Here is a 26,120-nt window from a genome sequence, read left to right as displayed (position 1 = left end):
TTTCTAAACAATGAAAAAGAAATATCGACTAAGAAAAAATTGAGAATTTAGTGCGGTAATGAAATCAAAAACTCAGCTAATTAATAAATACTTAGTTGTTTATTACAAAAAAGCTGATGAGTTTAAAGTTGGAATTACTGTACCCAAAAAATTCGCTAATGCTGTTGGTCGTAACTTATACAAAAGACAATTAAAAGCAATGGTTAGAAATTCATGCCTAATGAACTTACCTTATGAATTTGTAATTATTGCTCGCAAAGAGTTTACACAAGATTCTTTTGACCGTAAGTCAAAAGAAATTTATAAACTTTTTGAGAAATTTAGGAAAAATGAATAGATCTAAACAATTTAATTATTTTACTAATGGAAACGATCCTGTTCAAAAAAGAAAAGGTTTACTGAAGAAAATATTTAAATGATTAAAAGGTATTTTTTACTTTATCCTTTTCGGATTATCAATGACAGGGTGTATTCAGTCAATGATTGTTAAATCATCAGGTACAGTTGGTAACGGTATCGAGTTTTATAACAACAAAGACGAAATAGCTCCTAGAATCAACACATTCGTTCTAAAAAACTCATTAACTAGCGTAGATGAGGCTTCTAGTAATGCCGCTAGTGCTAGACAATTTGTGTCTACAATTAAAAATATCATAAGCGAAAATAAAGCTTCAGGTAACGACTTACAAAATGCTGTTAAGGAAGCTGAAAACTACATTAGTAATACTCAATCAAAAGATTGAAATACTACAGATGCAAAAAATAAGTTAAACAACTTATTGGTTAAATCATTTGAAAAAACATCATATTTACCATTATTATTTTTAGATAGCAATATTAACTATAATGCTGAAAACTTAACATATGATGATGACAATGAAACAAAATTAATTACTGGTTTAATTAAACAAACAGAACAAAACGGTGGTGATTATGGAAAATATAAAACTTTCAACTCATCAGTTCGTTTTGTTGGTAGTTCAGCACACGACAATGGCGTTTTATTAAACAGATTAAAATCACTTGGTTTTGCAGTTCCAACCAATAAACAAGGTAATGTTCAAGTTTTAAAAAGAAATGCACAGTACGCATTTAAATCTACTACTGAAACTAAATACGTAAGTCTTTTTGGTGGTACAGAGATTCCAAAAATGTACTTCATTAAAAATGCTAGTGCCAATGGTGCTTTAGCACAGGCTGGAACAACATCTGAAGGTCAAAAATACTATTCACTTTCATCAACAGAAAAAGAAATTCTAAATGTAGAAACATTAGTTGAAAAACTAAATATTCAAAACCCATATGCAATTTCAACACTTAAATATAACCAAGACATACTAGTTGCTTTATATAACTATCAACTTGGTGAAGGATCACATTTCTTAACTTTAGTTAGAGATTTAACGAAAGATCCAAACATTACTCCTGATCAATTCATTAAATCAATCTATAATCGTCCAAATAATTCAACAGATGAAGATTGAAAAAACTTTACTTCTAATTTAAAAAGTGATTTAACTAGTGACCAAGTAGCTGCAATTGATGCACAAATCGAAAAATGAAAAAACGATAAAATCATCAATGAAGCTGACAAAACACAAAATGCTGATGTTGCTAAAAAATATTTAACAAACTTAGCAGTACTAAAAGGTTATGTTGCTCAATTAGAAGCAAAAATTGCATATTTACCTACCGCAAATGCGGAAACATTAAAACAATACTTTATTACCGAAGAACAAAAAACTAAAGGTATTAATTCATTAAAAGAGTTAGTAAAATCAACACAAAAAGCTATTACTGAAAATGAAAACAAAACAACTGAATTAAATAAATATGCTGATGCATTATTTAGACAACAGTTTTTAACAAACGAAACTTTCATTAATATCTTAAAAACTGATTTTCCTACAAAAATAGTTCTAACAGATTTAGAATTTTCATTGTTAAAATACTATCAAAACGTAGTAAATACTGCTTTAGTACAAGCTAACTATGTTGAATACAACAACAAGGTAGTAACAGAAAAATTACCAAAAGATGGTATTAACATAACAATGTATTTAACAAGTAAATCAGCTATTGAGTTTGAAAATTCAAAACCTAATAGCACAAATGATGCTGAATCAATTCTAGCTCTTAAAGGTGATGTGGCACAAAGTGCTATTACTTCATGAAAACAATCGTGAGAACTAGGACCATTCTTTGGATTATTTGTTTATCCATTAAGTAAATTTGTTGGTTCAATGCGTAGTTCATTCGGTGACTGAAATGGTTGAGGAACAATTTTAGCTATTTTAATTGCTGTTATTATTACTCGTTTAATATCATTAGCTTTAACTTTCAAAGCTACAATGATGCAATCAGTACAAGAAGACTTAAAAACTAAAAAAGCACAAATTGAAGCTAAATATGTAGGTTTCGAAAATAATAAACAAATGAAACTTCGTAAACAGCAAGAAATTTCTCAACTATATAGTAAATATAATATTAACCCACTCGATCAATTTGGATCGATGTTACTTGCAATGCCAATTTTCCTAGCGATGTGGCGTGTAATTCAGTCGCTACCTCAATTAAAAGCGACAGTATGATTAGGATTAAACTTCTCTACAACTTCATGACAAGCTGTGCTTGGTGGACAATGAGTCTACCTATGAATTCTAATTGTAGCTATTTTAGCTCAATTAGCTTCACAAATTCTTCCACAGTTATTAAACCGTAAGAGAATGCGTGAAAGAGCCACAGCTGCTGAAATTGCTGCACTGAAAAAATCAGAAAGAACGCAAAAAATTCTGATGGTTGTTATGGTTGTTATAACCGTACTATTTAGTGCTGGTGTGCAAGTTTACTGAGCATTTGGTGGTATTTGACAATTATTCCAAGTTTTAGCAATCCACAAACTAAAACACTCTGATTGATTCAAAAACAAATATTCCAAAAAAGCCCTCAAAAAAGCCTAATTTATAATTAATACTAACAACTCACTTGGTGGGTTGTTTTTTTTACAAAAAAATTAAAAAAATATTTTGCTTTAAAAAGTTTTAGTATATAATAATAACAAGTGGTTATAGCAAAGAGGTACACCTGATCCCATTCCGAACTCAGTAGTTAAGCTCTTTAGTGCCGACGATAGCCGAAAGGTGAAAATAGGGAGCTGCTTTTTTTATTTTAAATTTTTTAAATAACTAAAGAGACTATAACCAAAGTCATGATTTTATGCATTAATTTGATAAATAAACTATAATATTCTTACACTAATTTAAAGTCATGAAAATCAATGTATAAACTAGATAGTTAATATTTTTTACTATCTAAACTTCACAACACTATTTACAATAAATTATTAAAATTCTAAAACGTTGAAATAATCATATTAAAAGTTTTATAATTTAATAATTATGCATCAATTTAAGCATACGTATGCTAAACAAGCAAATTTTAACTTTTTGATATAATTTAAAATATAAATATTTTAACCTTGCGTAATAGGAGCAATATGGCTAAAAATAAAGACAACCACAATACAGATACAGAAAAAGTAAGTTTCTGATTTAAATTCAAAAAAAATAATAAAGAACAAAAAGAAGCAAAAGTTAGAAAAGTTAAGGAAGAAAGAAAAACTTACTTTGATCGTCTAGCTGATTTAAATGCTAAATACGATGATGATAGTAAACCAAAAGATGTAGAGATTGTAACTAACAAAAGTAAGAGAACAAAAAGAAACATTATCATTCTTTCTTTACTTGCAGCAGGGGCGTCTACTGCTATTGCTGTGCCTTTAGCTATTTCTCTAACTGCAGTTAATGAAGTTGCTGCTTATCCTAAAAACGAAAACTTTGGTGCAGTTTACAAAAATGGAACTTTAATCAATGGTTCACAAGAAAACTATGGGTTAATTAATACAGATGGTCAATCATTAGCAGATAAAGCTAAAAACCAACGTGAAGCAATTTACCGTGAAGCTGTTAAATACTGATATAATGAAGAACAAAAAAGTTCTGTTTTATACCAAAGAAAATATAATGCAGCAATCGAGTCAGCAAATAACGGTTTATCAAGAAGAACTGATTTAGCTCTTAAAACTTGAGATGAGTTAATGCAAGAAGCTACAACAGAATTAAATGATGAAAAAGAAAACCAAAAAACTACTTATGGACTAGAAGAATGAGAAAACAAATTCAAAGCTCTTCTTTTAAGTAAATACGGCAACAGTAAAACTGAACAAGAAGCTATTGCGTATTCAACATTTAAAAAAGCAGAAAAAGATGCTTTAAGAAGATTTGAAGTTCAAACTGTAAAAATGCCTGCATTTTTAGTAGACGCAGTATATTCAAAAAATGAAGTAGTTGTTAGTTCAAATGGAACTAGAGAGACTATCGGAACTAAAGGAAATAAAATCTTCACAAACTTTAAAGACGGATCAGTAGCAGACAATTTTAATGATACAAACGCAGTTTTATATTTTAAAAATGCTTTTGCTAAAGATGATGTTGTAGTTTTATCAACTAAGTCATTTATTCCTAAATTCCAATCAGCTATTCCTCAATTTAATAAGTATGTAGCTGAAAACAATGTAGGTATTAGCACAAATATTTTACTTCCAGGTGTTTTAAAAGGCGGAATTAACCCAACTGTAACAGTTGATGATAACGCCAAAACAGTTTTAGCTAACTTACTTAAATTTTCAAATGTTTTAAATGCTTCTGGGAATGCAACAGCAGTAAGTAACTTTAATTACGCATTTAAAAAAGATGCTTCTATTCCTAATTCAGGTTTCTTTACACATACAGCAAACGAATTTATTGAAAACAATAACTCTACTGATGTTTCATCAGTTTTTGAAACATATAGACCATTATTAAGTTTAAGTACTGACAAATTTGCGTCTAGTGGTGTTACAACATTAAACAAAGAATACTTAAATACAGCTAACTTTGTTTATGCTTTAGCTAACTCTACAACTGATAGTATTTTTAACAACAAATTAAATGAAGTGGCTTTATTAAACTTATTTAAAGATGTTTACACAGCTTTAGAAATCCCTACTTCAGATGTTCCTAATAGTTCTACACAAAGTTCTGATGTTAGAGCATCAGTTGAAAAAATCAACAGAACTATTGATCAAGTAATTAAAAACGCAACACCTGACCAGTTAAACAAAGTATTATTAAGTATTTATCGTGCAACTAGTGGAAAATTATTAATTGGAAATAATTCTATTTCATCAGAAAATCAACTTTCATTGATGTATAAAGTTAGCGATTTAGGTGGATATTTAATTCCAACTAATAAAGGTGTTCTTTGAACAAGAAGAACCGCATTAGATAAAGCCGCTTTAATTTCACTAATTCAAAAAGATATGAATAATATCTGAAACGATAGAACAGAGTTTCTAAAAATTGCTCAACAATTAACAAGAGAAAGTCAAGTTCCTGCAATGGTTAATGATGCTTTAGCTGACGTTAAATTCAAAGCATCTCTTAAAAAATCTACTAATCCAGAAGTTAAAAAACTTACAGATGCCCAATTAAATAAAATTCAATCAGAAATTCAAACTGTAAATAAATTCCAATCATCAATTGAAAATTCACAAGCTTTACAAAATGCTAAAAACTTCTTAAATACTGAAGCTCAGAAAGTTGCAAATCCAAATGTTAAAATCCAAAACGGTAAAATTGTATTTGTTTTTGGAAACACAACCCAAGACGCTTACACATCTTTAGAAGGTGTTATTAATCAAGTTTTCAATAAAGAAGGGGGTAGATAATGAAGAAAATTTATAAATGATTTCTAACTGCTGCTCCTACTCTTTTAGCTCCTATTGCGATGGTTTCATGTGGTCGTGATGTAAAAACTTCACAAAGATTAGCTCAAGAAAAAGCTTTTGAACAAGAATCTACTAAAACAACAGTAGAAAAACAATACTTACAAAGTACTTTAGCAAGCTTATACAACGTAAATAACGTTCGCCAATTAACAAACAATGCTCAATATAAAAAAGACGCATTTAATGCTTATAATTTATATTTACAAACTCAAAAAGCCAAAGACATTGGTTTTATGAATACTTTAGCAATCAACCAATGATTACACCAATCATTAATTGACACTGAATTATCAGCTAAATTAATCGATCCAGCCTTTAATGGTTTAACTGAAACAGATTTTTGAGCTTTATATAACAAAGCTGAAACAAATGTAGCTTATGAAGCAAATAAATTATTATTAGTTTTAAAATACTTCACACAAGACTTTACTAACGATAAAACAGTTTCAGAAGCTGATAAAAGTAGTTACGATTTAAAGTATTACAACCTAATTAAGTACACATTGGATAAAAAATACATTCAAGAATGAACCATCACAAAAGAAGGTGCTGATGTATTATTTAACCAATCTAATACAGTTATTACAGGTACAAATAGCTACAATCAGTTATTTGAAAACAATGACATTAAAAACCTTGATTTAAACCAAACTGCTGGTTTTTTAGGTAAATCATACATTCAAGGACTTAATGGATATAAAGGTTTTGTAGCTTCAACCAGCTATGAGTTACCTTTTGATAAAGAAAAATTATTAAAAATTACAAGTCTTGATCAATTAATAGGATTTTATGACTTTGCTAAAAAACAAATAGTTCAAGTTGATGCACAAGGTCAAATTGTAAACGCTACTATCGCAGCTTCAAATGGTGATAAAAATAAATTACAAGTGTCATTCTTAAATGTAATTGCTCCTATTAGCCAAAAACAACAAACTACAGTTAAAGAAAACAATATGGATAAAACCGTAGAAGTTGATAAATTAACATTTAACAACACTTTATTTGCACTTCCATCAGTTGATTCAAATTCTAAACTATTAAATTTAGTAGTTTTATTATCAGATGCAGATAGTAACTTATATAAAAATGCTCAAACTCATTTTGCTAAAACTTACAAATTCAAACCAGATGCAAATATTAGTATTGAGTTATACAAAGCCTTAAGAACTTTAGATTTTGTTGAAAAATTAACTAAATTAGAAGACGAAATTGCTAAAGAAGGTAAAAAATAATGCCATCTATTTTCACTAAAATCATTAACCGAGAAATTCCTGCTAACATCTTGTATGAAGATGATAAAGTTATTGCAATTTACGATATTCAACCAGTACAAGAAGGACACTTTTTAGTAATTCCTAAAATACAAAAAACTGATATTTTAGAATTATCAGAAGAAGAATACACATACCTTCTACTTAAAGCCAGAGAGCTTGCTAAAAAATATGTACAAGAAAACAATTGTGATGGATTTCAAGTGCAAATTAACACAGGTGAAGCAGCAGGACAAACTGTTTTTCACACTCATGTGCATGTAATTCCTTATAAAAAGTAATTTCTTAAGTATGACTTCGGTCATACTTTTTTTACATTTTGGATCGTGCACCAAAAAAACCTGACTCATTGAACAATTTATTTATCATTTTGATTTTTTAGTTTAATCTTAAAATCTTGTCTTTTCCACATGTAAAATATGTTAACTATTTACACTTTTTGTATAATATTGTTATACAAATACTATATGGAGGATTTATGAAAAAAGGAAAGGTTTTATTACTTTTTTCGTCCATTTCTGCAGCCACTTTATTAAGTGCAGCTTGCGATGTTTCAAATAATAATACTGAATCTAAAAAAGCTACTACTGCTGATAAAAAATCAGAAGTAATCATTAAAAATAAAAACAATATGGGTGTTGATATTCATACTACATCTACTACAAATGTAAATTTAGATGCAAATAAAGAAACTGGTACAACAACAGAACCTACACCTGTTGAAACAAATACAGCAACTGAGACTACATCTGAACCATCTATGGATAAAAAACCAGAAAGTGTTAGTCCAACACCTGAGACACCTGAGCCTGCTGAACCAGTAACTCCAACCAAACCTGTTAAACCTACACCTGACCCTGTTACACCGCCAAAACCGAAACCATCAGTAAACACTAATGGATCTGGCTCAACATCAGGAAATAACAACAACAATAATAATACTTCTAGACCTAAACCACCTAAACCTACAAAACCAGCAGAAGTAAACAACAATAATAACTCTACTAACACTAATGCAAGTATTTTGGTGACTCCAGAAGTTAATGTTCCTGAATTTAGTAAATTTTTTAATGAAGCTAAAGAATCAGCTACAAATGAATATCCATCTGTTTACATCACCAGAAATGCTGCACAGGTATTTAATGCCAGCTTCATGTTGATGGCGGCTGAATTCAATATCAGAAATAACGCAACTAATAAACCGAAACTAGCATCACAACCTTACAATGACACAATTTTAATGATTCCAAATGAAGTTAATGATTATAATAAAACACTTAACGGTGAAAAACAAAGATTTAATTTTAAAAATCTGTTAGATACATATGGTGATGTTCTAAAGAAAACTAATGATAAATTTAATGTTGAAGCTGGTCAATTTTCTGTAATTAACAATTCAAATTTAACTGGTGGTGCTATAACAAACCGTTCCCAGGATGAGCACCTAATTTTGAACAAATGAAAGCTGCATTGAAGCCTTATTTAGAAAAAGGTGTTAAGTTATTCGATTTCTACATTCCTGAAATTTCAGTGACTGAAATGTCAACTAACCCCAAAGCAATAAACTGACTATTAAGACATGCTAATAAAATTGTTTTATTAAATGATGGTACTGCGCAACCGTTTAGATTTTTAAATGATCCATCACCAGCTAAAGGTTATATATCTTGAGTTAGAGGTCAATCAAATAGTTATACAAGAGATCAACTTTTACAAAAATGAAATAGCCTTAAACAAAATGTAGATCCATACACAGATTCAAATACTGGTATAGATTGATGACATTTTTTAACACTAGGCGATAAAATGAGATTGTACAACATTGATGGAACATATTGAAAAGGTTTACGTGAATATTTAAAAGCGATCGGTAAAGAAAATAAATCGTTCCAAATTTTTAGTTATCCTACTTTTTATAAAACTATACCTAATATTGATGGCTTAAATAATAACGAATACATTGAATTATTTAAAAGCATCAGTAACATCAAAAATGAGGAATTTACAGATTTATTAAGTTTTATAGATAATGCTGAAGATGCTAAAAACTATGACCCTAAAAAGAAAAACGTTGTATTCTTATCACCAGCTATAAAAAAAGATAATAATCAAATTGCAACTTCATACGAAAAATTTTTCGATGCTATCACTAAAAAATATCCTCCAACACTTTATAATTACTTTTTCCAGTTTCACCCATCGTTTGTTCCTAACACAATTAAATCTTATTTAAGCAACACAGTTGTTAAAAGTAAGTTTGATATAAAACCTTTAATTCTTAAAAATACAGTTTCATGAGAAAATATGATGTCTTTTGACTATGAAAATTTATCAAAAGGTAAATCTATATTTTTTAACGAAAATGATTTTAGAGAAGATTCTAATGATTATAAAACAACTTTAGTAGGTGTACAACCATCATCAACTGTTTTAGGAAGTACAATTTATTTTGTTAAGCAAGCATTTAATATACCGCTGGAAAAAGCCTTAAAATATATCAATCCAACAAACTTCCCAATTCCTCAAAACTTTCATATTTTAACCGGTGTTCCAGTTGCAAACGAAAATGACAACGTAAATATAATGAATCGTATTTACAAACAATACATTGCAACTGGCCAGTTTCATTCAGTTAAGAAATTTCCGATTCTAAATGATAGTTATAAACAAAATATTTGAAATAAAGACGCTGTTATAAATGCTATTTATGCTTCTAAATATTTAATGTCACAATCAGTGGTTAATAGCTTAAAAGACTATGTAAATTCATTATCTGATACTGATCCTAAAATTGCACAAATAGGTAATAAATTAGTAGAGCTAGCAAATGAAGTAGATAAATCAAAATCTTTACTCCCAGATTCATTAACTACAAAATTAGATTTTGCTAAAAAATATTACAATGCGTCAAATAAAGTGGATTTTGATAATTCGTTAGATAAATTAACATCAATTTATACAATAGGTAATAATAATTCATACAGAATTTCTAACGATATCAGAACTAAATATGCTTCAAATTCACTATTTTGAACATCAGAATTTTTAGACAAAAACAATGTATTTTTAAACAGCTTATTATGAAATGATGGTGATGTTTTAGAAAAAGTTTCTAAAACATTTGAAATTATTAAAAAAGCTAATACAGAGTTAGATAAACAATTAAAAGAATTAAATGGTGATACTCAAACCGAAACACACACATTTAATTTAGGTGATAATAAACATTCATTCGCTACTTGAGATAATCATTTACCTAAAATTGAAATTAGTGATTATAGTGGTGATGGAGTTCATGTTGGTTCTGAACATTCAAACAACACAGAAGAACAATTATCACAAATAGTAGCTGTTAAAAATCATGATGATCAAAATAAAACTAAACTTGATGAATGATTCCAAACACATTTTAATGGTGATACCAAAACAAAAGTTGAATTAGAACTTATAAAACAACTAGGTGTATCAAAATTCAAGAACTCAACATTATCAGATACTGAAATAACCTTTAAACATGTACATTTTATTGATAAAGTTTATTCAACACCAGTTGTCACATTTACTGTAAATAATGCTAATAACTCTGAAAATTCAACACATAAGGTTTCATTGGTAATAAGAAACATCTTTAACTCATCAAATAATTCACAAGTATTTTCATCTGTACAAGGAACACACTTTACAGCTGCACCAGGTGCTAAAAACACAGGAACTCCTAACATAAATGATGTAGAATACACATCTAAATATGTCAATGTTTACCTAAATTATGAAGGAGCTCCTATTCCAATTGACGGCATTCCTCTAAAAGGTAATGTTGGTAATGCAGACAACAAGAGTTTAAATGGAACATCTATTGTTGAACATGATACAAATAATAAGTTTTCAGATTGATTCTTAAATACAGATCAAGGGAATGCTTTCCTTGATAGTATTGTTGCATATATAAATAGTTTTGATCCTAAATTTGCAAACCAAAGAGCTTACAATGATAACCGTACAGTTCTAATTGATGGTGTTTCATACGCAGAAACTAAATCACCAGCAACTGGAAATCAAGTGGATAACGACAATAGACCACAACTTAGAATTTGAAACTTTACTCCTAGACAAAATGTTTTAAGGCTATTACAACAAGTTAAAGGAGATACAGAAGCAGTTTACTTACCAATTGGAGCTGCAACTAATCAAGGTTGAATAAATACATTCCTAATTAGAATTCCATTAAGTAAGTTTATTGATAAAGGTGATTTAAAAGCTTATTTAGAGGAAAATAAAGCTACATCAAATAGATAAAATTTTACACTTTTGCAAAATCACTAGCAAAAGTGTTTTTTAACAACTTTAAGGGTAACAAGTTAAATAAGAAGCCAAAAAGTTGTATAATATAAATATTATTAACCGTAAAACAAGGAGTTCTTATGATGATAAAATCAATCGACTCACATAGAAATGAATCTATGTTAGTAAAAGCTGTATTTAAAGGTGACCAATATCCAAAAATTACAGAAAAAAATAATGCTTTAAGTGAATACTTTGAACAAAATGTAGCCTATTTATATTTAGGTGAAAAAGATAAATATAAATACGAATCAGTTGTTGCTACAGCTAAAAAATTAGCTGAATCATTAGTTAGAGATGTTCAAGTTGATTTAGATAGTTTTGTTAGTGAAAAAGTTTCTCTAAGTGAAGTTGTCAAAGCTTTTGTATCAGCTTACAACTATGCTAAAGCTGACATTTATTCAGCTAAAACAGCTAAAAAAGAAGAACAATACAAAATGAGCTTATACACAGCTAAAGATGCTAAAGAATATCAAGATGTATTATTTGAAACAGTAGTTTTAGCTGAAGCTGTAAACTTTGCAAGAAACTTACAAATTACACCACCAAATATTTGTAATTCAGAGTGATTAGCTAAATATGTTGCTGATGATTTAAAACAATACTCAAATTTAAAAGTTACTGTTTTAGATAAAAAAGCTATTGAAGCTGAAAAAATGGGACTATTATTAAGTGTTAACCGTGGTAGCATGTACGAACCTAGAGTGGTTGTAATTGAGTACAATGGAAATCCAGAATCAAAAGATAAAACAGTTTATGTAGGTAAAGGTATTACTTTCGATTCAGGTGGATACAGCTTAAAACCTTCAAGAAGCATGCTAGGAATGAAATTTGATATGTCAGGTTCAGTGTTTGTAGCTTCAGCTCTTAAAGCTATTGCACAACTAAAACCTAAAACTAATGTAGCTGCTGTGATGTGTATTACAGATAATAGAGTTAACGGGGATGCTTCATTACCAGATTCAATTTGAACAAGTATGAACGGAAAAACAGTTGAAATCAACAACACAGATGCTGAAGGTCGTTTAGTTATGGCTGATGGTTTAACATATGGTGTTAGAAACTTAAAAGCTACAAGACTTGTTGATGTTGCTACTTTAACTGGAGCTATTTTAATGGCTTTAGGACATACATACACAGGTGTTTGAGCTACAACTGACAAAGCTTGAGAAGAACTAAAAGTAGCTGCTGAAAAACAAAATGAATTAGTATGAAGAATGCCTTTAGATGAAGCTTTTGCTAAAGAAATCAAAAATTCACCAGTTGCTGACTTAAAAAACACTGATTTATCAGGTTTAGGTGGATCTAACTCTGCTGCTATGTTCTTAAAAGAATTTACAGAAGATGTTGAATACATTCACTTAGATGTCGCTGGAACAGCTGATATTAGCGCTCGTCCAACAGGAGTTATGGTTAAAACTCTAGTTCAATTAGCTTTAAATTCTAAATAGCATTTAATCATAAATCTGCTTTATAAGGAATAAATTAGGGATCTAAATTCCTAAAAAAAAGAAGGTATAGTCAAATTAACGGCTATACCTTTTTGTTTTGTAACGAAAACTGAGTCAATTCCTATATATTTAATTTCAATTGTTTAGCATTGCCTGATGTCTACTTTTTCTGCTTTGTGAATAATAATTTTTTGTATTGGCAGAAATTTATTTAAAAATGTGCTATAATTTTTAATTTTATTTAATAAATTGCATGGAGGTAATAAGATGAAACTAGACTATGCAGCAGCTATAATAAGTTTAAGAGTTAAGCTAAATTTATCACAAATGGCTTTAGCTGAACTTTTAGGTGCATCTTTTACATCGGTAAATAGATGGGAAAACGGCAAATATGCACCAACAAAATTGGTTAAGAAAAAAATAGAATTATTATGCCAAGAAAACAATATACAAATGGAGGTTTTAAAATAATATGGCAAAAGCAGTAAAGAAAACACAGGAATTAACACTTGAACAAGTATTATGGAATTGCCGTGTTGACCTTCGTGGTGTAGGAAGTTTGGATAAGAATAGAGATGCTGTAATCAGCCTTGTATTCTTAAAATTTGCAGGAGATAAATTTAATAAAAGAAGAGAAGCTATCATTGAGGAACATGGCGAAAACCCTATATTCCTTGAAAATGTTGCTTTTTATAATGCAGAAAATGTTTTCTATCTTCCTCAAAATTTAGAGGGTGATGATCAATGGTCTACAAGATGATCTTATATTGTCGCACACGCAAGTGATAACGATATTGCTGTAAAACTAGATAGAGCCTTAAAAGAACTTGAATCTGCCAACCCTTCACTTAAAAATACATTATCAAGGAATCTTTTTGTATCACTTGGAGCAAGCAAAGAAAAACTAAAGAGCCTTATTGACAACGTAAATCAAATATCAGAAGAAAGATTCCAAGTTGAAGACCTTATTGGAAGAACTTACGAATACTTCTTACAACTTTATGCAGCGTCAGGTACTAAGGAAGATGGCGAATTTTATACACCTGCTTGTGTAGTTGAACTTATCACAGAAATGATAGAACCATATGAAGGTACAGTGTATGACCCTTGTTGTGGTTCAGGGGGTATGTTTGTTCAGTCTATGCGTTTTGTAGATGAACATAAAGGGAACAAAAAAGCAATTTCAGTTATCGGTCAAGAAAGTGTTCAAGAAACTTGACGACTTTGTAAAATGAATCTTGCCATCCGTGGTATTTCACACAACCTTGGCAAACAAAATGCATCTACTTTCACCGATGACCAGCATAAAGATAAAAAGGTAGATTTCATCATGGCTAACCCTCCATTCAACCTTAAAAGATGGTGGGCAGATAACCTTCAAAAAGACCCTCGTTGAGATGGGTATGGTGTACCTAGAGAATCTAACGCTAACTATGCTTGGATTTTGCATATGATTTCAAAACTTGACGTAAATCACGGTGTAGCAGCTTTCCTTCTTGCGAATGGCGCTCTTAATGATAGTGATGATGATGAAATTAGAAAAAATATTCTTTTAAAAGACAAGGTTGAAGCTATTATCGTTCTTCCTCATGATATGTTCTATACAACAGATATTTCAGTTACACTTTGAATTCTTAATATGAACAAAGGCGCAGGCGAAATTAACGGACGTAAGGTAAGAGATAGACGAGGGGGAATCTTGTTTATGGATTTGAGAACTTGGGATGAAAATATCGGCGTAATTGAAATTGACAAAGGTAAAAACAAAAAGAAAACTGTTCTTACAAAAGACCAAATTTCACGCATAAAAGAAATATACAATAATTGACAAAGTGTCGATACCACTCTTTATAAGGATGTGCCTGAACTTTGTAAGTCCGTAAAGGTTAAAAAATGGTTTAAAGAGGATGGCACAGAAGGATTAAGTGTAGAGCAACAAGGTTGGGTGCTTACTCCTAGCAAATATATCGAGTTTATTGACCACGATTTGGATATCGATTACGAAACAGAAATGGCTCGTATTCAAGAAGAAATGAAAGCTGTGTTAAAGATAGAAAAAACGTCACAAACAAAGCTAATTAATGCATTTAGAGGTATTGGATATGGCATTGACGAAGATTAAACTTGGTGAACTTATTTCTTTGAGTGATGAGCGTAATGGTCAATTGTATGGTTTAGATGCAGTAAAAGGGATATCCATTCAAAAGAATTTTATTGAAACAAAAGCTTATATGGATGGTGTTTCATTAAAACCTTATTTACTTGTTAAACCTGATTATTTTGCTTATAACACTAATACAGCTAGAATGGGAGAAAAAATTGCATTAGCACATAACACTTCTGAAAATACATATATTGTTTCTTCTTCATACATTGTTTTTTATGTAAACAAGCCTGATATACTTCTTTCAGACTATCTTTTTATGTATTTTAACAGACCTGAATTTGATAGATATTCTCGTTTTCATTCATGGGGTTCAGCTAGAGAAACTTTCTCTTGGGAAGAAATGTGCGATATAGAAATCGAACTGCCGCCAATTGAAACCTAACACAAATATGTGGAAATATATAAAGGTATTGTAGAGAACCAAACTGCTTATGAAACAGGTCTTGAGGATTTAAAACTTGTTTGCGATGGGTATGTTGAAAATTTGAAGAAAACTACAAAATGTGAAAAAATTGGCAAATTTATTGTAGAACTTAACGAAAAAAATGAGGATGGAAAAATTACTCTTGCACAAGGTGTAGATTCCAATCTACAATTTATCCCTGCAAAAAGAGAGCTGAGAGATAAGGAAAGTGGAAAAATAGTCCACAATGGCGAGTTTGCTTTTTGTAAGGTTGTTGCGTGTAATGGTACTTCATTACCTATCGCATTAAGAAAAGGTCAAACTTGTTTTATTTCGAGCTCATACACAATTTTTAAAGTGATTGATGAAAATGATCTAATATCTGAATATTTAATGTTATGGATGAGCCGTGAAGAAACTCAAAGAAAATGTGGTTTTAATGCTTGGGGTTCAACAAGAGACGTTTTTCCTTTTGAAGAATTATGTAAATTAGAAATTCCATATCCATCTATAACTGTTCAAAAATCTATTGTTGATATTTATAATGCATATACTATGCGTAAAGAAATCAACGAGCAATGAAAACAACAAATAAAGAATTTATGCCCTATTCTTATAAAAGGTGCTGTTGAAGAGGCAAAACGAAGTTAGGAGGTAAACTTATGGATTATGTATTTGAAAAAGGTACTTTCAATGAAGAAGATTTAGAAAATGCCATAATTCAGTTATTCCATAAAGGCGAAGGCTATGAGTATGTTCATGGTGACAATACCCATAGAAAGCTGGAAGATGTCATACTTGTTGAAGATTTAAAAAGATTCATTACTTCTAAATATTCTGCATTTGACCTTACCTCTACTGAAATAAAAACTATCATCAAAAAAGTTATTGATGTTGGTAGTAGTGCCTCGTTATATGAAAATAATAAAGAGGCATATTATCTTATCACAGAAGGCTTTGACCTCGCTAGTGAGGATGTTACAAAAGTTGGTGTACATATTGATTTTATTGATTATGAAACGCCAAACAACAATATATTTAAGGTAGTTAATCAATACTCAGTAAAGGGTATCTCTGAAAGACGACTTGACTTAATTATCTTTATCAATGGTATCCCTGTTTGCATTTGCGAATTCAAAACCGCAATCAAAGAAGATACTACCATTTATGATGCTTGAAAGCAACTGACAACTCATTATACAAGTGATATAGAAAACCTGATGAAATATTGCTTTTTGGCAGTTATCAGTGACGGTGCAAACAATAAGCTTGGTAGCATTTTTACACCTTATGAATTTTTCTATTCTTGGAATAAAGTAAATGAAACGCAAAAAGTATCCAACGGTATCAGTTCCTTGGTGAGTTTAATAAAAGGTGCATTTGCCAAAGATAGAATTCTTGCTATTTTACGTGATTTTGTATATTATCCAGAAATTGAAGGAAAAGAACAACAAATTGTATGTAGATACCCTCAATTCTTTGGTGCTAACAAAATGGTGGAAAATATAAAAGACCACCTAAAGACTCAGGGTGATGGTAAAGGTGGCACATATTTTGATGCGACAGGTTGCGGTAAAACCTATACAATGCTATTTTTGACAAAACTACTGATGCAAAGATATGCTAGTGTTTTTTGCAATCCTACTATTCTCATCATTACTGATAGAGAAGATTTAAATAACCAAGCAAGAGATGTATTTGCAGGGGCTAAGCGTTATTTACACGATGACGATATAAGAGCATTTGAGTCTAGACAGGACTTGCGTGATACATTGCTCACAAAGGAAAGTGGTGGTGTTTATATCACTACCATTCAAAAATTCTGCGAAAGCACAGGACTTCTTTCTACTAGAAGTAATATTATTTGTATCTCTGACGAGGCTCACAGAACGCAAATTGATAAAAGCGGTAATATAAAAATAACCGATGACGGTATTATTGATTCAAAGAGTTTTGCTCAGTACTTAAAAGCAAGTTTGCCTAATGCTACTCGTGTTGGTTTTACAGGGACTCCAATTGATGAGACGATTGCTGTTTTTGGTGATATTGTAGACCAGTATACTATGAAGGAATCAAGTGATGATGGTATTACTGTCCGTATAGCCTATGAACCTCGTCTTGCAAGAGTTATTGTTTCTGATGAACAAGCTAGACAAATTGAGGAATATTATAAAAAATGCGAGCTTGAAAGCTCTAACGAAGAGCAAATTATTGCAAGCAAAAAGGCAATGTCGAGTATCTCTGCTATTTTAGGTCATCCTGATGTATTGAAAAAACTTGCAAGAGATATCGTTACACACTATGGGAATTTATGTGCCGAAAAACCTGACATTTTGCAAAAAGGTATGATTGTTTGCCCTGATAGACATTTAGCGTATGCGTTATATCAAGAGATCATCGCAATTCGTCCTGAATGGGGAGTTGCTAAAAAGTGCGAAGATGAAAGTTTACTTACAAAAGATGAACTTGATGAACTTTCTGATATTCCATTTATTAATCTTGTTGCAACGCAAGGTCAGGATGATACTAAGCCGCTTTATAACATGTGTGGCACAAAGGAACATCGTCAAAAATTGGATAAGCTTTTCAAAAACGATAAATCTAACTTTAAATTAGCTATCGTAGTTGATATGTGGATTACTGGATTTGACGTTCCTTCACTTTCTGTAATGTATATCAACAAGCCGCTACAGAGACACACCCTTATCCAAACTATTTCTCGTGTTAATAGAGTTTTTGAAGGTAAAGATAAGGGCTTAATTGTTGACTACATTGGTATTAAAAACAGTATGCTTGAGGCAATCAAAATTTATGGTGATCCTCAAGAAAGCCCTGTTGACGAAATTAAACTTTCTATTGATTTTTTAGAAATCATTTGTCTTTGATAAATGACTTGATGAAAAACTTTAACGCTAAGAAATTCTATGTGGGTAATCCGCTTGAAAGATTGCTTTGTCTTAATGATGCTGCCGAATATGTGCAGTTAAGCAAGGAAATGCTAGATAGGTTTATGAACCTTACAAGAAAACTTCGTATAGCTTATAATATTTCTTTCCCTACAGGCGAATTAAAGGATGATGAAATAAAGCAGGCACAATTCTTCTTAGCAATTCGCGCTATTATCTATACGCAAACCAAAGGTGATGCACCAGATACAGAAACTATGAATCTCACTGTTGTATCCATGGTAAAAGAGGCACTTGCTTGTACAGGTGTAGAAAATATTATGGATGATAAGAAGGAAGTTGATATTTTTAGTTAACAGTTCCTTGAAGAATTGAAAAATATCAAAATGCCTTTCACTAAATTCAACGCATTGCTTAAATTACTTTTAAAGGCTATTTCTAGTTATGGTAAAGTAAATAAGGTTAAGGCTCAAGAATTTAATGTAATGTTAAAAGAGGTAGTAACTCGCTATAACAATCGTGATAAACTTATTTTTACAAGCGAAGTAGTAGCTGATTTTGTCGACGAGCTTTCTAGTGAATTGATAAATATCCTTCATATGCTTAAAGAGGATATAACATCCTTTGAGGTAATGGGCATTACGTATGAAGAAAAGGCATTTTACGATATTTTAATTAAGGTAAGAGATACACACAAATTCCCATATGCTGATGAAAAGTGCTTATTGCTTGCGAAAGAAATAAAAAATCTAGTAGATGACAAGGCTCAATATGCCGATTGATCTACTAGAGATGATATCAAGAGTCAGTTAAAAATGGACTTAATTATTCTGCTATACGAAAACGGTTATCCGCCTGAATGGAATACCGAAGTGTATGAAAAAGTGCTAGAACAAGCAGAAAACTTTAGAAAATATAGCAATTAGAAAAGAATACAATAATAAAATAATAACAAAAAACCACACCATTGAGCTAGTAACTCTTGGATGTGGTTTTTTTTACATCGCTTTAGACTTTCTAATATAAGGTTTTTTATTCAAATATCCATATTACATCATCTTTATGGTTGATTTTTTGTATAAAAAATTCATCACTGTAGTGATGAATTGGATAATTCACAGATAAAGCCTGTTCTAATTAGGGTAATGATAAGTTTAATACTTCTTGTGGTCATTCTTTGGTTTCGTTTGTGATAATAATCTCCTTGGTTAATTAATTTTAAGCTTAAATATATGTAATATATTTAGCGTTTGGTTTTATTAACTTCATTTTCATTTATATAAAAAATTTCGTATATCTGTATTGTAATAAACTAACATTGCAACACAAGCAATAAATGTAATTAATACAATTAAAAAAGGCACAAATAGTATCAATTGTTCTCGTATTAATATACTTTTAGCCCTTTTTAAGTCTGTTTCAGTTAAAGAATTTAAGTTTTTTATTGTTGATTTTGCTCTTTTTAGTAATCAAGGGTTTAAATATATTGTGATTATACCAGTAATAATAACACTAAGTGAGAAAGCGACTACAATATTAATAGTTCGTTGTAGGTCATCCCCTTTAACTTGTTGTGTAATTAATAATTCGTTAAATCTTTCTTCAGTTATTCGACCCAATTCATGTTTATAAGGAATTGTTGTAGCGAATAAAGATACCATTTCTGAAACTTTATATCACATCATGATAATGGTTATGGTGAAAATAATTGATAATATCAAATAAATTACTCAACTTGATATATGAAGTTTCGCTAATTTTGAATGTTTGGTTTTGGTTTTTTCTTTATTTATGACCATAATTAATTATTGTTTAGTGAAACCGAAGATTTCAAACTCTAGTTGTTTATATCTTTCTTCAGAAACTCAGTTTTTAGCCATTTGCATTCCTAGTAGTGTTGAAGCACCAGCTGCATTAGCTACTATTGAACCATTAGCATAACTAACTACAGAAACATCATTTTTTCAGTTGCTTTTTTGTCTAGCTTCTTCAGATCATTGACTTGGGAAAGATGTGTAAGCTGAATCTAAATATTCAAATAAACCAGATTGATATAAAGCGTTAGGAGCATCACAAATTGCGTAAACTGGTAAATTTAGTTCTTTTTGAGCTAAATGAATTTGTTTAAATAATTCTTGATCATGACGGATTGAAGCATTTACAGCTACCCCACCAAGGACAAAAATTGCATCATAATCTTTAAAATCAACTTTGTGTTTAATATCTGTAATATTAACAATTCCGTATTGTCCAGTAGTGTGTTTTACTTCTTTATTAGGATTGTAGTAGTGAATTTCAAGTTCACCATGAAGAGCTCTTTTAAGAATTGATAAAGGAGTTACAAATTCAATATCATTGAATTTGTCATATGTAATAGCTAGAATTTTTTTCATAATTAAATTAACGTTTTCTTTTTAGAATTCCTCTGTAAGTTAGATATAAAACTAACGCAAGTGGTAGAAGCACTACTAACACGAATATGATAATAAATGTTCGTCTTCAAGCTTTGTTTTCTTTAATTCTTAAAGCATCAGTTCCGTCAATAAAAGCAACATCGTTTCTAATCTGTGTTTTAATATCTGCAATTCTTTTTTTATCGTAAAATAGCACAAACACATATAAAAGTGACAATCCAGCAATGGTTGAACCATAAGCTGAAAAGAAGATTGTCATATTACCAAATGCATTTTCTAAAATCGGTTTAAAGTCTAAATCGAAAGTGAACTTAAATCCAGGTGATTGTGATTCAACTACTCAAGGTTTTTGTTGGCTATATAAAGCAGCGATAATGATTAAAATTAAACCACCATAAGTCATGAAAAATCCATACAATCAAGAAATTCTTAAACCTTTTAGAACAAGTGTTCTATAAGCATCCCTTAGTTCAGGAAGAGTACTATCGTGTTTATCACGAGACTGTCTAATTAATTGTTCATTTTTCTTTAATGAACTTAACTTAATTGCATTCTTAATCATAAATGCAATTGAAATTATGAACAAAATAGTAATTCATGCATAATTAGCTAAACCTTTGGTTTGTTTAACTGATTGGGAGAAATTAGCTTTAGTAAGTTCATAGAAATTAAAATCTACATTTAAATATCAGTTTAAGAATGCACCAATAACGCATCCTACAATTAATAAAGCTCAAAATATAATTGAAATAGTCTTAATACGTTTTTCACGCTTGATAACTGTGTATAAGTTTGGATCTAATTGATTTTTAGGGTCTTGGTAAATCCTAAGTTGAGTTTTACCAATATTTGAAGGAACGGTTTGATTAATTACATTAACTCCATTTGTTCCTGTTTGTGTAGGGTATAGAGATGAATCTTTATTTTCATTAGGCATTTAAACCTCCGTTCACTTAGGCATTGTTTCCACTTGCAGAGTTTGTTGAAGCAGGTTTAGAATCAGCTTCTGTATCTACTGCTTCTTTTTCAGATTCAGTTCCTGATATTTCAGTAGATTCATCAGGACGAGTTTCTGTTTCTTTATTTTCTGGTTCCGCAGCTTTTTCATCTGTTTCGGTTGGTTGAGATGTTGCTTCGCCTGAATTAGTTGAATCTTCTGCTTTAGGTTGATCGCCTTGAACATTTGCACTGTTATCATTGTTTTTTGGTGCTGCACCTTCATCAGTTGAAACTACTTTCATGTCATTATTATCTGATGAATTTCCACCATTAGTAGGTTGACCACTATTATTATCTTCAGCAGATTCATTACTTACTGAACGATCAGAATTTGTACTTTCACTAGTACTGTCATTTGTAGGGTTTGTTGGATTTGTTTGGTTATTAGAGTTTGATGGTGAATTTTCTACTTCACTATTAGCATTAGTATCATTACCGAATGTACGTTCAACATTTGGTAATTTTTTAATTAAATCAAATACTAAACTAACTGTTTCTTTTGAATCTAATTTTTCTTTTGTTGCATCTGTTAGTGAATTTTTAACGACTGTGCTAAATACACTATTTAAGACTTCATCAACATCTTTATTAGCTGATTTGACTGGTTTTACGAATGTTTCAATAATGTTTGTAACTGTTGGATCATCTTTGAATTCTTCTCTAATTCTTTCTAAATCCTTGAATTTATCTTTAATTTGGTTTTTTACATTTTCTGTAACTAATTTTTTAACTTCTTCTTTAGTTGCGGTTGGATTTTGTTCTCGAACTTTTGCCTCTTCTTCAGTTGCATAAGTTTCGATTTTTTCAGAAATACCTTTAAGTGTTTCAGTTCCTTCTTTAACTAAATCTGAATTTTCAATTGTTTTAACAATTAACTCTTTAACACCTTGTTTTTTAACAGCATTATTTAATACTTTAACGATGTTATCAACCTCTTCAGCATTTTTGTTATCTAATTTTTTACCATCAATTAATAATTGTGTAACATTTTTAGCATTTTGAATTGCTTCAAGAGCATCTCTAAAATCAATTGCTAATCCATTAATATTGGCAATATCTTTATTTCCAGTAATAATTAATGAGGTGAAGTTTGTTAATTTGATTAGTGGTTTATCTTTTTCGTCCAACGTACTATAAAGTGATACTACAGCTGAAGCTGCTGGTGAAGTTGCCACAGTAGTAGCACTAGCGTAAACTAATCTTAATACAATACGTCTTTTTCTATTTGGTTTGTGTTTTTTAATAATAATGTGAATTGCAAGTGCAATTATAAAAATTAATATGTTTAGTGAAATGAATGAAATTAGTGCGACTACTAGTGATAAAATTGGTAGAACATTACTTACTAGTTTGTTTAGCACATCTCGATTTTCTTCTTCCAACAATCAGCTGAAGTCTTTATCATTTGCGATAACTTCTTGAAGTTTGGTCACGATCTCATCATTTATTTTTGTAACTACTAAAATGGTAATAATAGGTGTTAAAATCAATGTTGCTATTGTTAAAACACTTCATTTTAGTCTTAAAAAGAAACCAATAACAAATGCAATAACTAATCATAAGGCTAAAAGCGCCATTACGATAGGAAATGCATTGTGTGCTACAGATAAAATTTTATTTAATTGGCTAATAACCTTTTCAATTGTTCCATCATTAGCCGCAATTCTTGTTCCTACATCTGCGTATATCATAAATTAAATATATTCTGCTTTCTTATTTTTTCTTCATGGATCAGAAGTTTTGATTCGGTCGATAAATAATCTACCTTGAAGATGGTCTAACTCATGTTGAAACACAATAGCTAAAAAACCTTCAACTTCAAACCTTTTTCAAGCTCTTTCGTAATAACTGTAAGCTTGTACTACCAATTTTGTACTTCTATGTACATAACCTTCTTGGTTTGGTCATTTTTCATCAACACTTAAGCAACCTTCACCTTCACTTAAAGCGATTTGTTTATCACTTTTTGAAATAACTTTAGGGTTAAATAAAACATCTTTGAAAATAACTTGATTAGTATTATCGTCTTTTACATAAACATAAAAAACATTTTTTAAAACACCATATTGAACTGCAGCAACACCGATTCCAGGACGGAATTCAGTGTTAGGTTCTTGTGAATTATCAATGTGATAAATCATTTTTTCAGCAAGCTCAATATCTTCTTCTTGCAATGGGATTGGAACGTCTTGAGAACGCTTCCTTAACACGTTTTCAGGGAGTTGGACTAATTCAACTTTATATTTTTTATTCATATCTAAATTATATAATATAATTTATTTAACGTGAGAAAACTACGATTTTCTCGCACTTATCCACAAGGGGTATAGTCTTAATGAATTATTTACTCGCAGTCATTATAAACATTGGTTTTATGGTTTTTGGCTACCTAGTTGGTTCGCTAAATACCTCAATTATTTTAGGTACATTATGAAAAAAAACAGACATTAGAAAGTTCCACTCAAATAATGCTGGAGCTACTAATTCTGCTAGAGTTTTAGGTAAAAAATTCGGTCTATGTGTTTTACTTTTAGACATAGTTAAAGGTGCTGCTGTTGTAGCGATTGTACAAGGGTTAGCGTTAATTAATCAAGTTGGAGAAACTTATTATTTTTTACCCATTTTAGCTGGTTTTTCTTGTGTAATTGGTCATATTTATCCAGTCTTTTTCGGATTTAAAGGTGGAAAAGGTGTAGGATGTGCTATTGGTGTTTTAACTGCTGTTAATGTAGTTTTATTTGTAATTGCAGCCATTGTATTTTTCTCAGTGGCATTAATTTGAAAATATGTTTCATTAGCAAGTATTTTAAGCGCTGTAGCTATGATTATTTTTGGTTTTGTACCTTGAATGATTAACGGAACTTTAACTTGAAACACTGAATTTGTAATGCAATACTGGTATGTCACTTCAATAATCTTTGCTTTAACTTGTTCATTAGTTATTTTCGCTCACCGAAGCAATATCGTAAGACTTTGAAACAAAACAGAAAGAAAAATTAATCTATTTCACAAAGCCTAATAGCTAGGCTTTTTCATTTTAAATGCATAAAATGCTATAATTAGCATATTATGCTAAATATCGTTTTATACCAACCTGAAATTTGTCCAAATACTGGAAATATTATTCGTACTTGCTTTGCTTTACAAGCTAAATTACACATTATAAAACCGATAGGTTTTGATTTGCACCCTAAGTGATTGAAAAGATATGGTGCTGGTAGAATGTTATCGGATATCAGACATGAAATTCACGATAGTTATGATGATTTTTATAAAAAATACAGTGATAAACAAATTAATTATGTAACCAGATATGGCTTAAAAACCTATACAGAAGTGGATTACAAACAACAATTCAATCAAAAAGGTGAGCTATGATTTATGTTTGGGCGTGAATCAACTGGAATTGATAAAAAAGTTTTAGCTAACAATATTGATAATTGCATTAGAATACCGATGGTTTCAGCGATGCGGTCAATTAATTTAGCCAACTGTGTTTGTATTTTAGGGTTTGAAGCTTTAAGACAACTAGATTTTATGGATCTATCACTATTTGAAGTCGAAAAAGGAAAAGATTTTTTACTTAAAATCAAAGAGGAAAATTAGTGGAAAATTTTATTTTACGCAGTAAAAATAATCCTAAAATCAAAGAGTTTAAAAAACTAAAAGATAAAAAATATCGTGATTTAACTAGTAAGTTTTTGGTTGAAGGGTTTCATTTAGTAAATGAAGCGCTAAAAGCCAATTTAGTTGTTGAAATTTTAGAAGAAGAACACTGAAATGTTTACGAAAATGCTACTAAAGTTGATCAAAGTATCATTGAACTTTTAGCATTTACAAAAACTCCTCAAAAAGTGGTTGCAGTATGTAAAAAACCTACAAATAATTCTGTTTCTAATCGTGTTGTAGTGCTAAATGATTTGCAAGACCCAGGAAATATAGGAACAATAATTCGAACAGCCAAAGCTTTTGGATTTGATACTGTCATAATTGAAAATATTGATCCATTTAATGACAAAATCATTCGTTCATCACAAGGAGCAATATTTGAAACAAATATTATAGAAACAAACAGTGCGTATAATACACTTTTAGAGCTAAAAAACCAAGGTTTTAGAATATATGAAACCTTATTAAGCACAAAAGCACAAAAGTTAAAAGAAGTTGATTTTAGTGCTAAAAAATTGGCAATTGTTTTAGGAAACGAAGGAAATGGTATTTCTAGCGAAATTCAAACATTATCTGATGTAGATGTTTATATTCCAATTGAATTTGAGAGCTTAAATGTCGCAAGTGCGTGCGCTATAGTATTAAACGAAATTTACAATAATCGAGGTTAAG

At 30.3% G+C, this 26,120-nt stretch carries 21 protein-coding genes, 1 rRNA gene and 1 pseudogene; 18 read left to right on the top strand and 5 right to left on the bottom strand.

What is annotated here, in order from left to right:
• Nucleotides 1–10 precede the first annotated feature (10 nt).
• The 15 genes and pseudogenes from rnpA (at nucleotide 11) to ACJA23_RS03500 (ending at nucleotide 19,292) form a co-directional block, all read left to right on the top strand.
• Nucleotides 11–337 carry a ribonuclease P protein component gene (gene rnpA, locus ACJA23_RS03570; RefSeq protein WP_406614076.1) on the top strand — a complete coding sequence of 109 codons (327 nt, stop codon included), beginning with the start codon at nucleotides 11–13 and terminating at the stop codon, nucleotides 335–337.
• On the top strand, nucleotides 330–2,960 hold the full coding sequence (locus ACJA23_RS03565) for a YidC/Oxa1 family membrane protein insertase (RefSeq protein WP_406614074.1): 2,631 nt from the start codon (nucleotides 330–332) through the stop codon (nucleotides 2,958–2,960). Before rnpA ends, ACJA23_RS03565 begins: the two co-directional genes overlap by 8 nt.
• Before the next feature lie 97 nt (nucleotides 2,961–3,057).
• Nucleotides 3,058–3,163, top strand: a 5S ribosomal RNA gene (gene rrf, locus ACJA23_RS03560).
• 333 nt (nucleotides 3,164–3,496) lie between these two features.
• Complete coding sequence (locus ACJA23_RS03555) at nucleotides 3,497–5,767, top strand: HinT-interacting membrane complex protein P80 (RefSeq protein ID WP_406614072.1); 2,271 nt, start codon at nucleotides 3,497–3,499, stop codon at nucleotides 5,765–5,767.
• A complete protein-coding gene (locus ACJA23_RS03550; RefSeq protein WP_406614070.1) occupies nucleotides 5,767–7,059 on the top strand; it encodes a HinT-interacting membrane complex lipoprotein P60 in 1,293 nt (430 codons plus the stop codon). Before ACJA23_RS03555 ends, ACJA23_RS03550 begins: the two co-directional genes overlap by 1 nt.
• Nucleotides 7,059–7,379, top strand: a complete 321-nt coding sequence (hinT, locus tag ACJA23_RS03545; protein ID WP_406614068.1) for a histidine triad protein HinT — start codon at nucleotides 7,059–7,061, stop codon at nucleotides 7,377–7,379. The genes ACJA23_RS03550 and hinT overlap by 1 nt, the downstream gene beginning before the upstream one ends.
• A 197-nt stretch (nucleotides 7,380–7,576) precedes the next feature.
• The gene (locus ACJA23_RS03540) at nucleotides 7,577–8,584 is read left to right on the top strand and encodes a hypothetical protein (RefSeq protein ID WP_406614066.1); all 1,008 of its coding nucleotides are present in this window, start codon (nucleotides 7,577–7,579) and stop codon (nucleotides 8,582–8,584) included.
• Nucleotides 8,557–11,394 (top strand): hypothetical protein, encoded by a 2,838-nt coding sequence (locus ACJA23_RS03535; RefSeq protein ID WP_406614063.1) that lies wholly within the window; start codon nucleotides 8,557–8,559, stop codon nucleotides 11,392–11,394. The genes ACJA23_RS03540 and ACJA23_RS03535 overlap by 28 nt, the downstream gene beginning before the upstream one ends.
• Before the next feature lie 125 nt (nucleotides 11,395–11,519).
• Nucleotides 11,520–12,890 carry a M17 family metallopeptidase gene (locus tag ACJA23_RS03530; protein ID WP_406614061.1) on the top strand — a complete coding sequence of 457 codons (1,371 nt, stop codon included), beginning with the start codon at nucleotides 11,520–11,522 and terminating at the stop codon, nucleotides 12,888–12,890.
• Between the two features lie 267 nt (nucleotides 12,891–13,157).
• A complete protein-coding gene (locus ACJA23_RS03525; protein WP_406614059.1) occupies nucleotides 13,158–13,361 on the top strand; it encodes a helix-turn-helix domain-containing protein in 204 nt (67 codons plus the stop codon).
• Between the two features lies 1 nt (nucleotide 13,362).
• Complete coding sequence (locus ACJA23_RS03520) at nucleotides 13,363–15,012, top strand: N-6 DNA methylase (RefSeq protein ID WP_406614056.1); 1,650 nt, start codon at nucleotides 13,363–13,365, stop codon at nucleotides 15,010–15,012.
• Nucleotides 14,993–15,439 carry a restriction endonuclease subunit S gene (locus tag ACJA23_RS03515; RefSeq protein WP_406614054.1) on the top strand — a complete coding sequence of 149 codons (447 nt, stop codon included), beginning with the start codon at nucleotides 14,993–14,995 and terminating at the stop codon, nucleotides 15,437–15,439. The genes ACJA23_RS03520 and ACJA23_RS03515 overlap by 20 nt, the downstream gene beginning before the upstream one ends.
• Nucleotides 15,440–15,448: 9 nt before the next feature.
• The gene (locus ACJA23_RS03510; protein ID WP_406614052.1) at nucleotides 15,449–16,111 is read left to right on the top strand and encodes a restriction endonuclease subunit S; all 663 of its coding nucleotides are present in this window, start codon (nucleotides 15,449–15,451) and stop codon (nucleotides 16,109–16,111) included.
• An 11-nt stretch (nucleotides 16,112–16,122) separates the two neighbouring features.
• A complete protein-coding gene (locus tag ACJA23_RS03505; RefSeq protein ID WP_406614050.1) occupies nucleotides 16,123–18,348 on the top strand; it encodes a type I restriction endonuclease subunit R in 2,226 nt (741 codons plus the stop codon).
• A gap of 8 nt (nucleotides 18,349–18,356) precedes the next feature.
• Nucleotides 18,357–19,292, top strand: a pseudogene (locus ACJA23_RS03500) (DUF3387 domain-containing protein).
• Between the two features lie 333 nt (nucleotides 19,293–19,625).
• Here the strand turns inward: ACJA23_RS03500 and ACJA23_RS03495 are convergent.
• Genes ACJA23_RS03495 through def form a run of 5 tightly spaced genes read right to left on the bottom strand, consistent with a single transcriptional unit; the run spans nucleotide 19,626 to nucleotide 24,034 of the window.
• Entirely contained in the window at nucleotides 19,626–20,165 is a 540-nt protein-coding gene (locus ACJA23_RS03495; RefSeq protein WP_406614048.1) for a hypothetical protein, read from the bottom strand.
• Between the two features lie 6 nt (nucleotides 20,166–20,171).
• Nucleotides 20,172–20,759: a DJ-1/PfpI family protein gene (locus ACJA23_RS03490; RefSeq protein WP_406614046.1), complete on the bottom strand. Its 588-nt coding sequence runs from the start codon at nucleotides 20,757–20,759 to the stop codon at nucleotides 20,172–20,174.
• Between the two features lie 7 nt (nucleotides 20,760–20,766).
• Complete coding sequence (locus tag ACJA23_RS03485; RefSeq protein WP_406614044.1) at nucleotides 20,767–21,717, bottom strand: MSC_0882 family membrane protein; 951 nt, start codon at nucleotides 21,715–21,717, stop codon at nucleotides 20,767–20,769.
• Between the two features lie 16 nt (nucleotides 21,718–21,733).
• Nucleotides 21,734–23,470, bottom strand: a complete 1,737-nt coding sequence (locus tag ACJA23_RS03480; protein ID WP_406614042.1) for a hypothetical protein — start codon at nucleotides 23,468–23,470, stop codon at nucleotides 21,734–21,736.
• 3 nt (nucleotides 23,471–23,473) lie between these two features.
• The gene (def, locus tag ACJA23_RS03475) at nucleotides 23,474–24,034 is read right to left on the bottom strand and encodes a peptide deformylase (RefSeq protein WP_406614040.1); all 561 of its coding nucleotides are present in this window, start codon (nucleotides 24,032–24,034) and stop codon (nucleotides 23,474–23,476) included.
• A gap of 80 nt (nucleotides 24,035–24,114) precedes the next feature.
• On the opposite strand from def, the gene plsY reads away from it, so the two are divergent.
• Genes plsY through ACJA23_RS03460 form a run of 3 tightly spaced genes read left to right on the top strand, consistent with a single transcriptional unit; the run spans nucleotide 24,115 to nucleotide 26,119 of the window.
• Nucleotides 24,115–24,798: a glycerol-3-phosphate 1-O-acyltransferase PlsY gene (plsY, locus tag ACJA23_RS03470; protein ID WP_406614038.1), complete on the top strand. Its 684-nt coding sequence runs from the start codon at nucleotides 24,115–24,117 to the stop codon at nucleotides 24,796–24,798.
• A 50-nt stretch (nucleotides 24,799–24,848) separates the two neighbouring features.
• Entirely contained in the window at nucleotides 24,849–25,385 is a 537-nt protein-coding gene (locus tag ACJA23_RS03465; protein ID WP_406614036.1) for a tRNA (cytidine(34)-2'-O)-methyltransferase, read from the top strand.
• Complete coding sequence (locus tag ACJA23_RS03460; RefSeq protein WP_406614034.1) at nucleotides 25,385–26,119, top strand: TrmH family RNA methyltransferase; 735 nt, start codon at nucleotides 25,385–25,387, stop codon at nucleotides 26,117–26,119. The genes ACJA23_RS03465 and ACJA23_RS03460 overlap by 1 nt, the downstream gene beginning before the upstream one ends.
• Nucleotide 26,120: the final 1 nt, after the last annotated feature.

Origin of the sequence: Mycoplasma corogypsi (genome assembly GCF_045276875.1) — a bacterium.
Lineage (GTDB): Bacteria > Bacillota_I > Bacilli_A > Mycoplasmatales > Metamycoplasmataceae > Mycoplasmopsis > Mycoplasmopsis corogypsi.
Note: the sequence above shows the minus strand (reverse complement) of the source record. Positions and strands in the feature narration are given on the sequence as shown.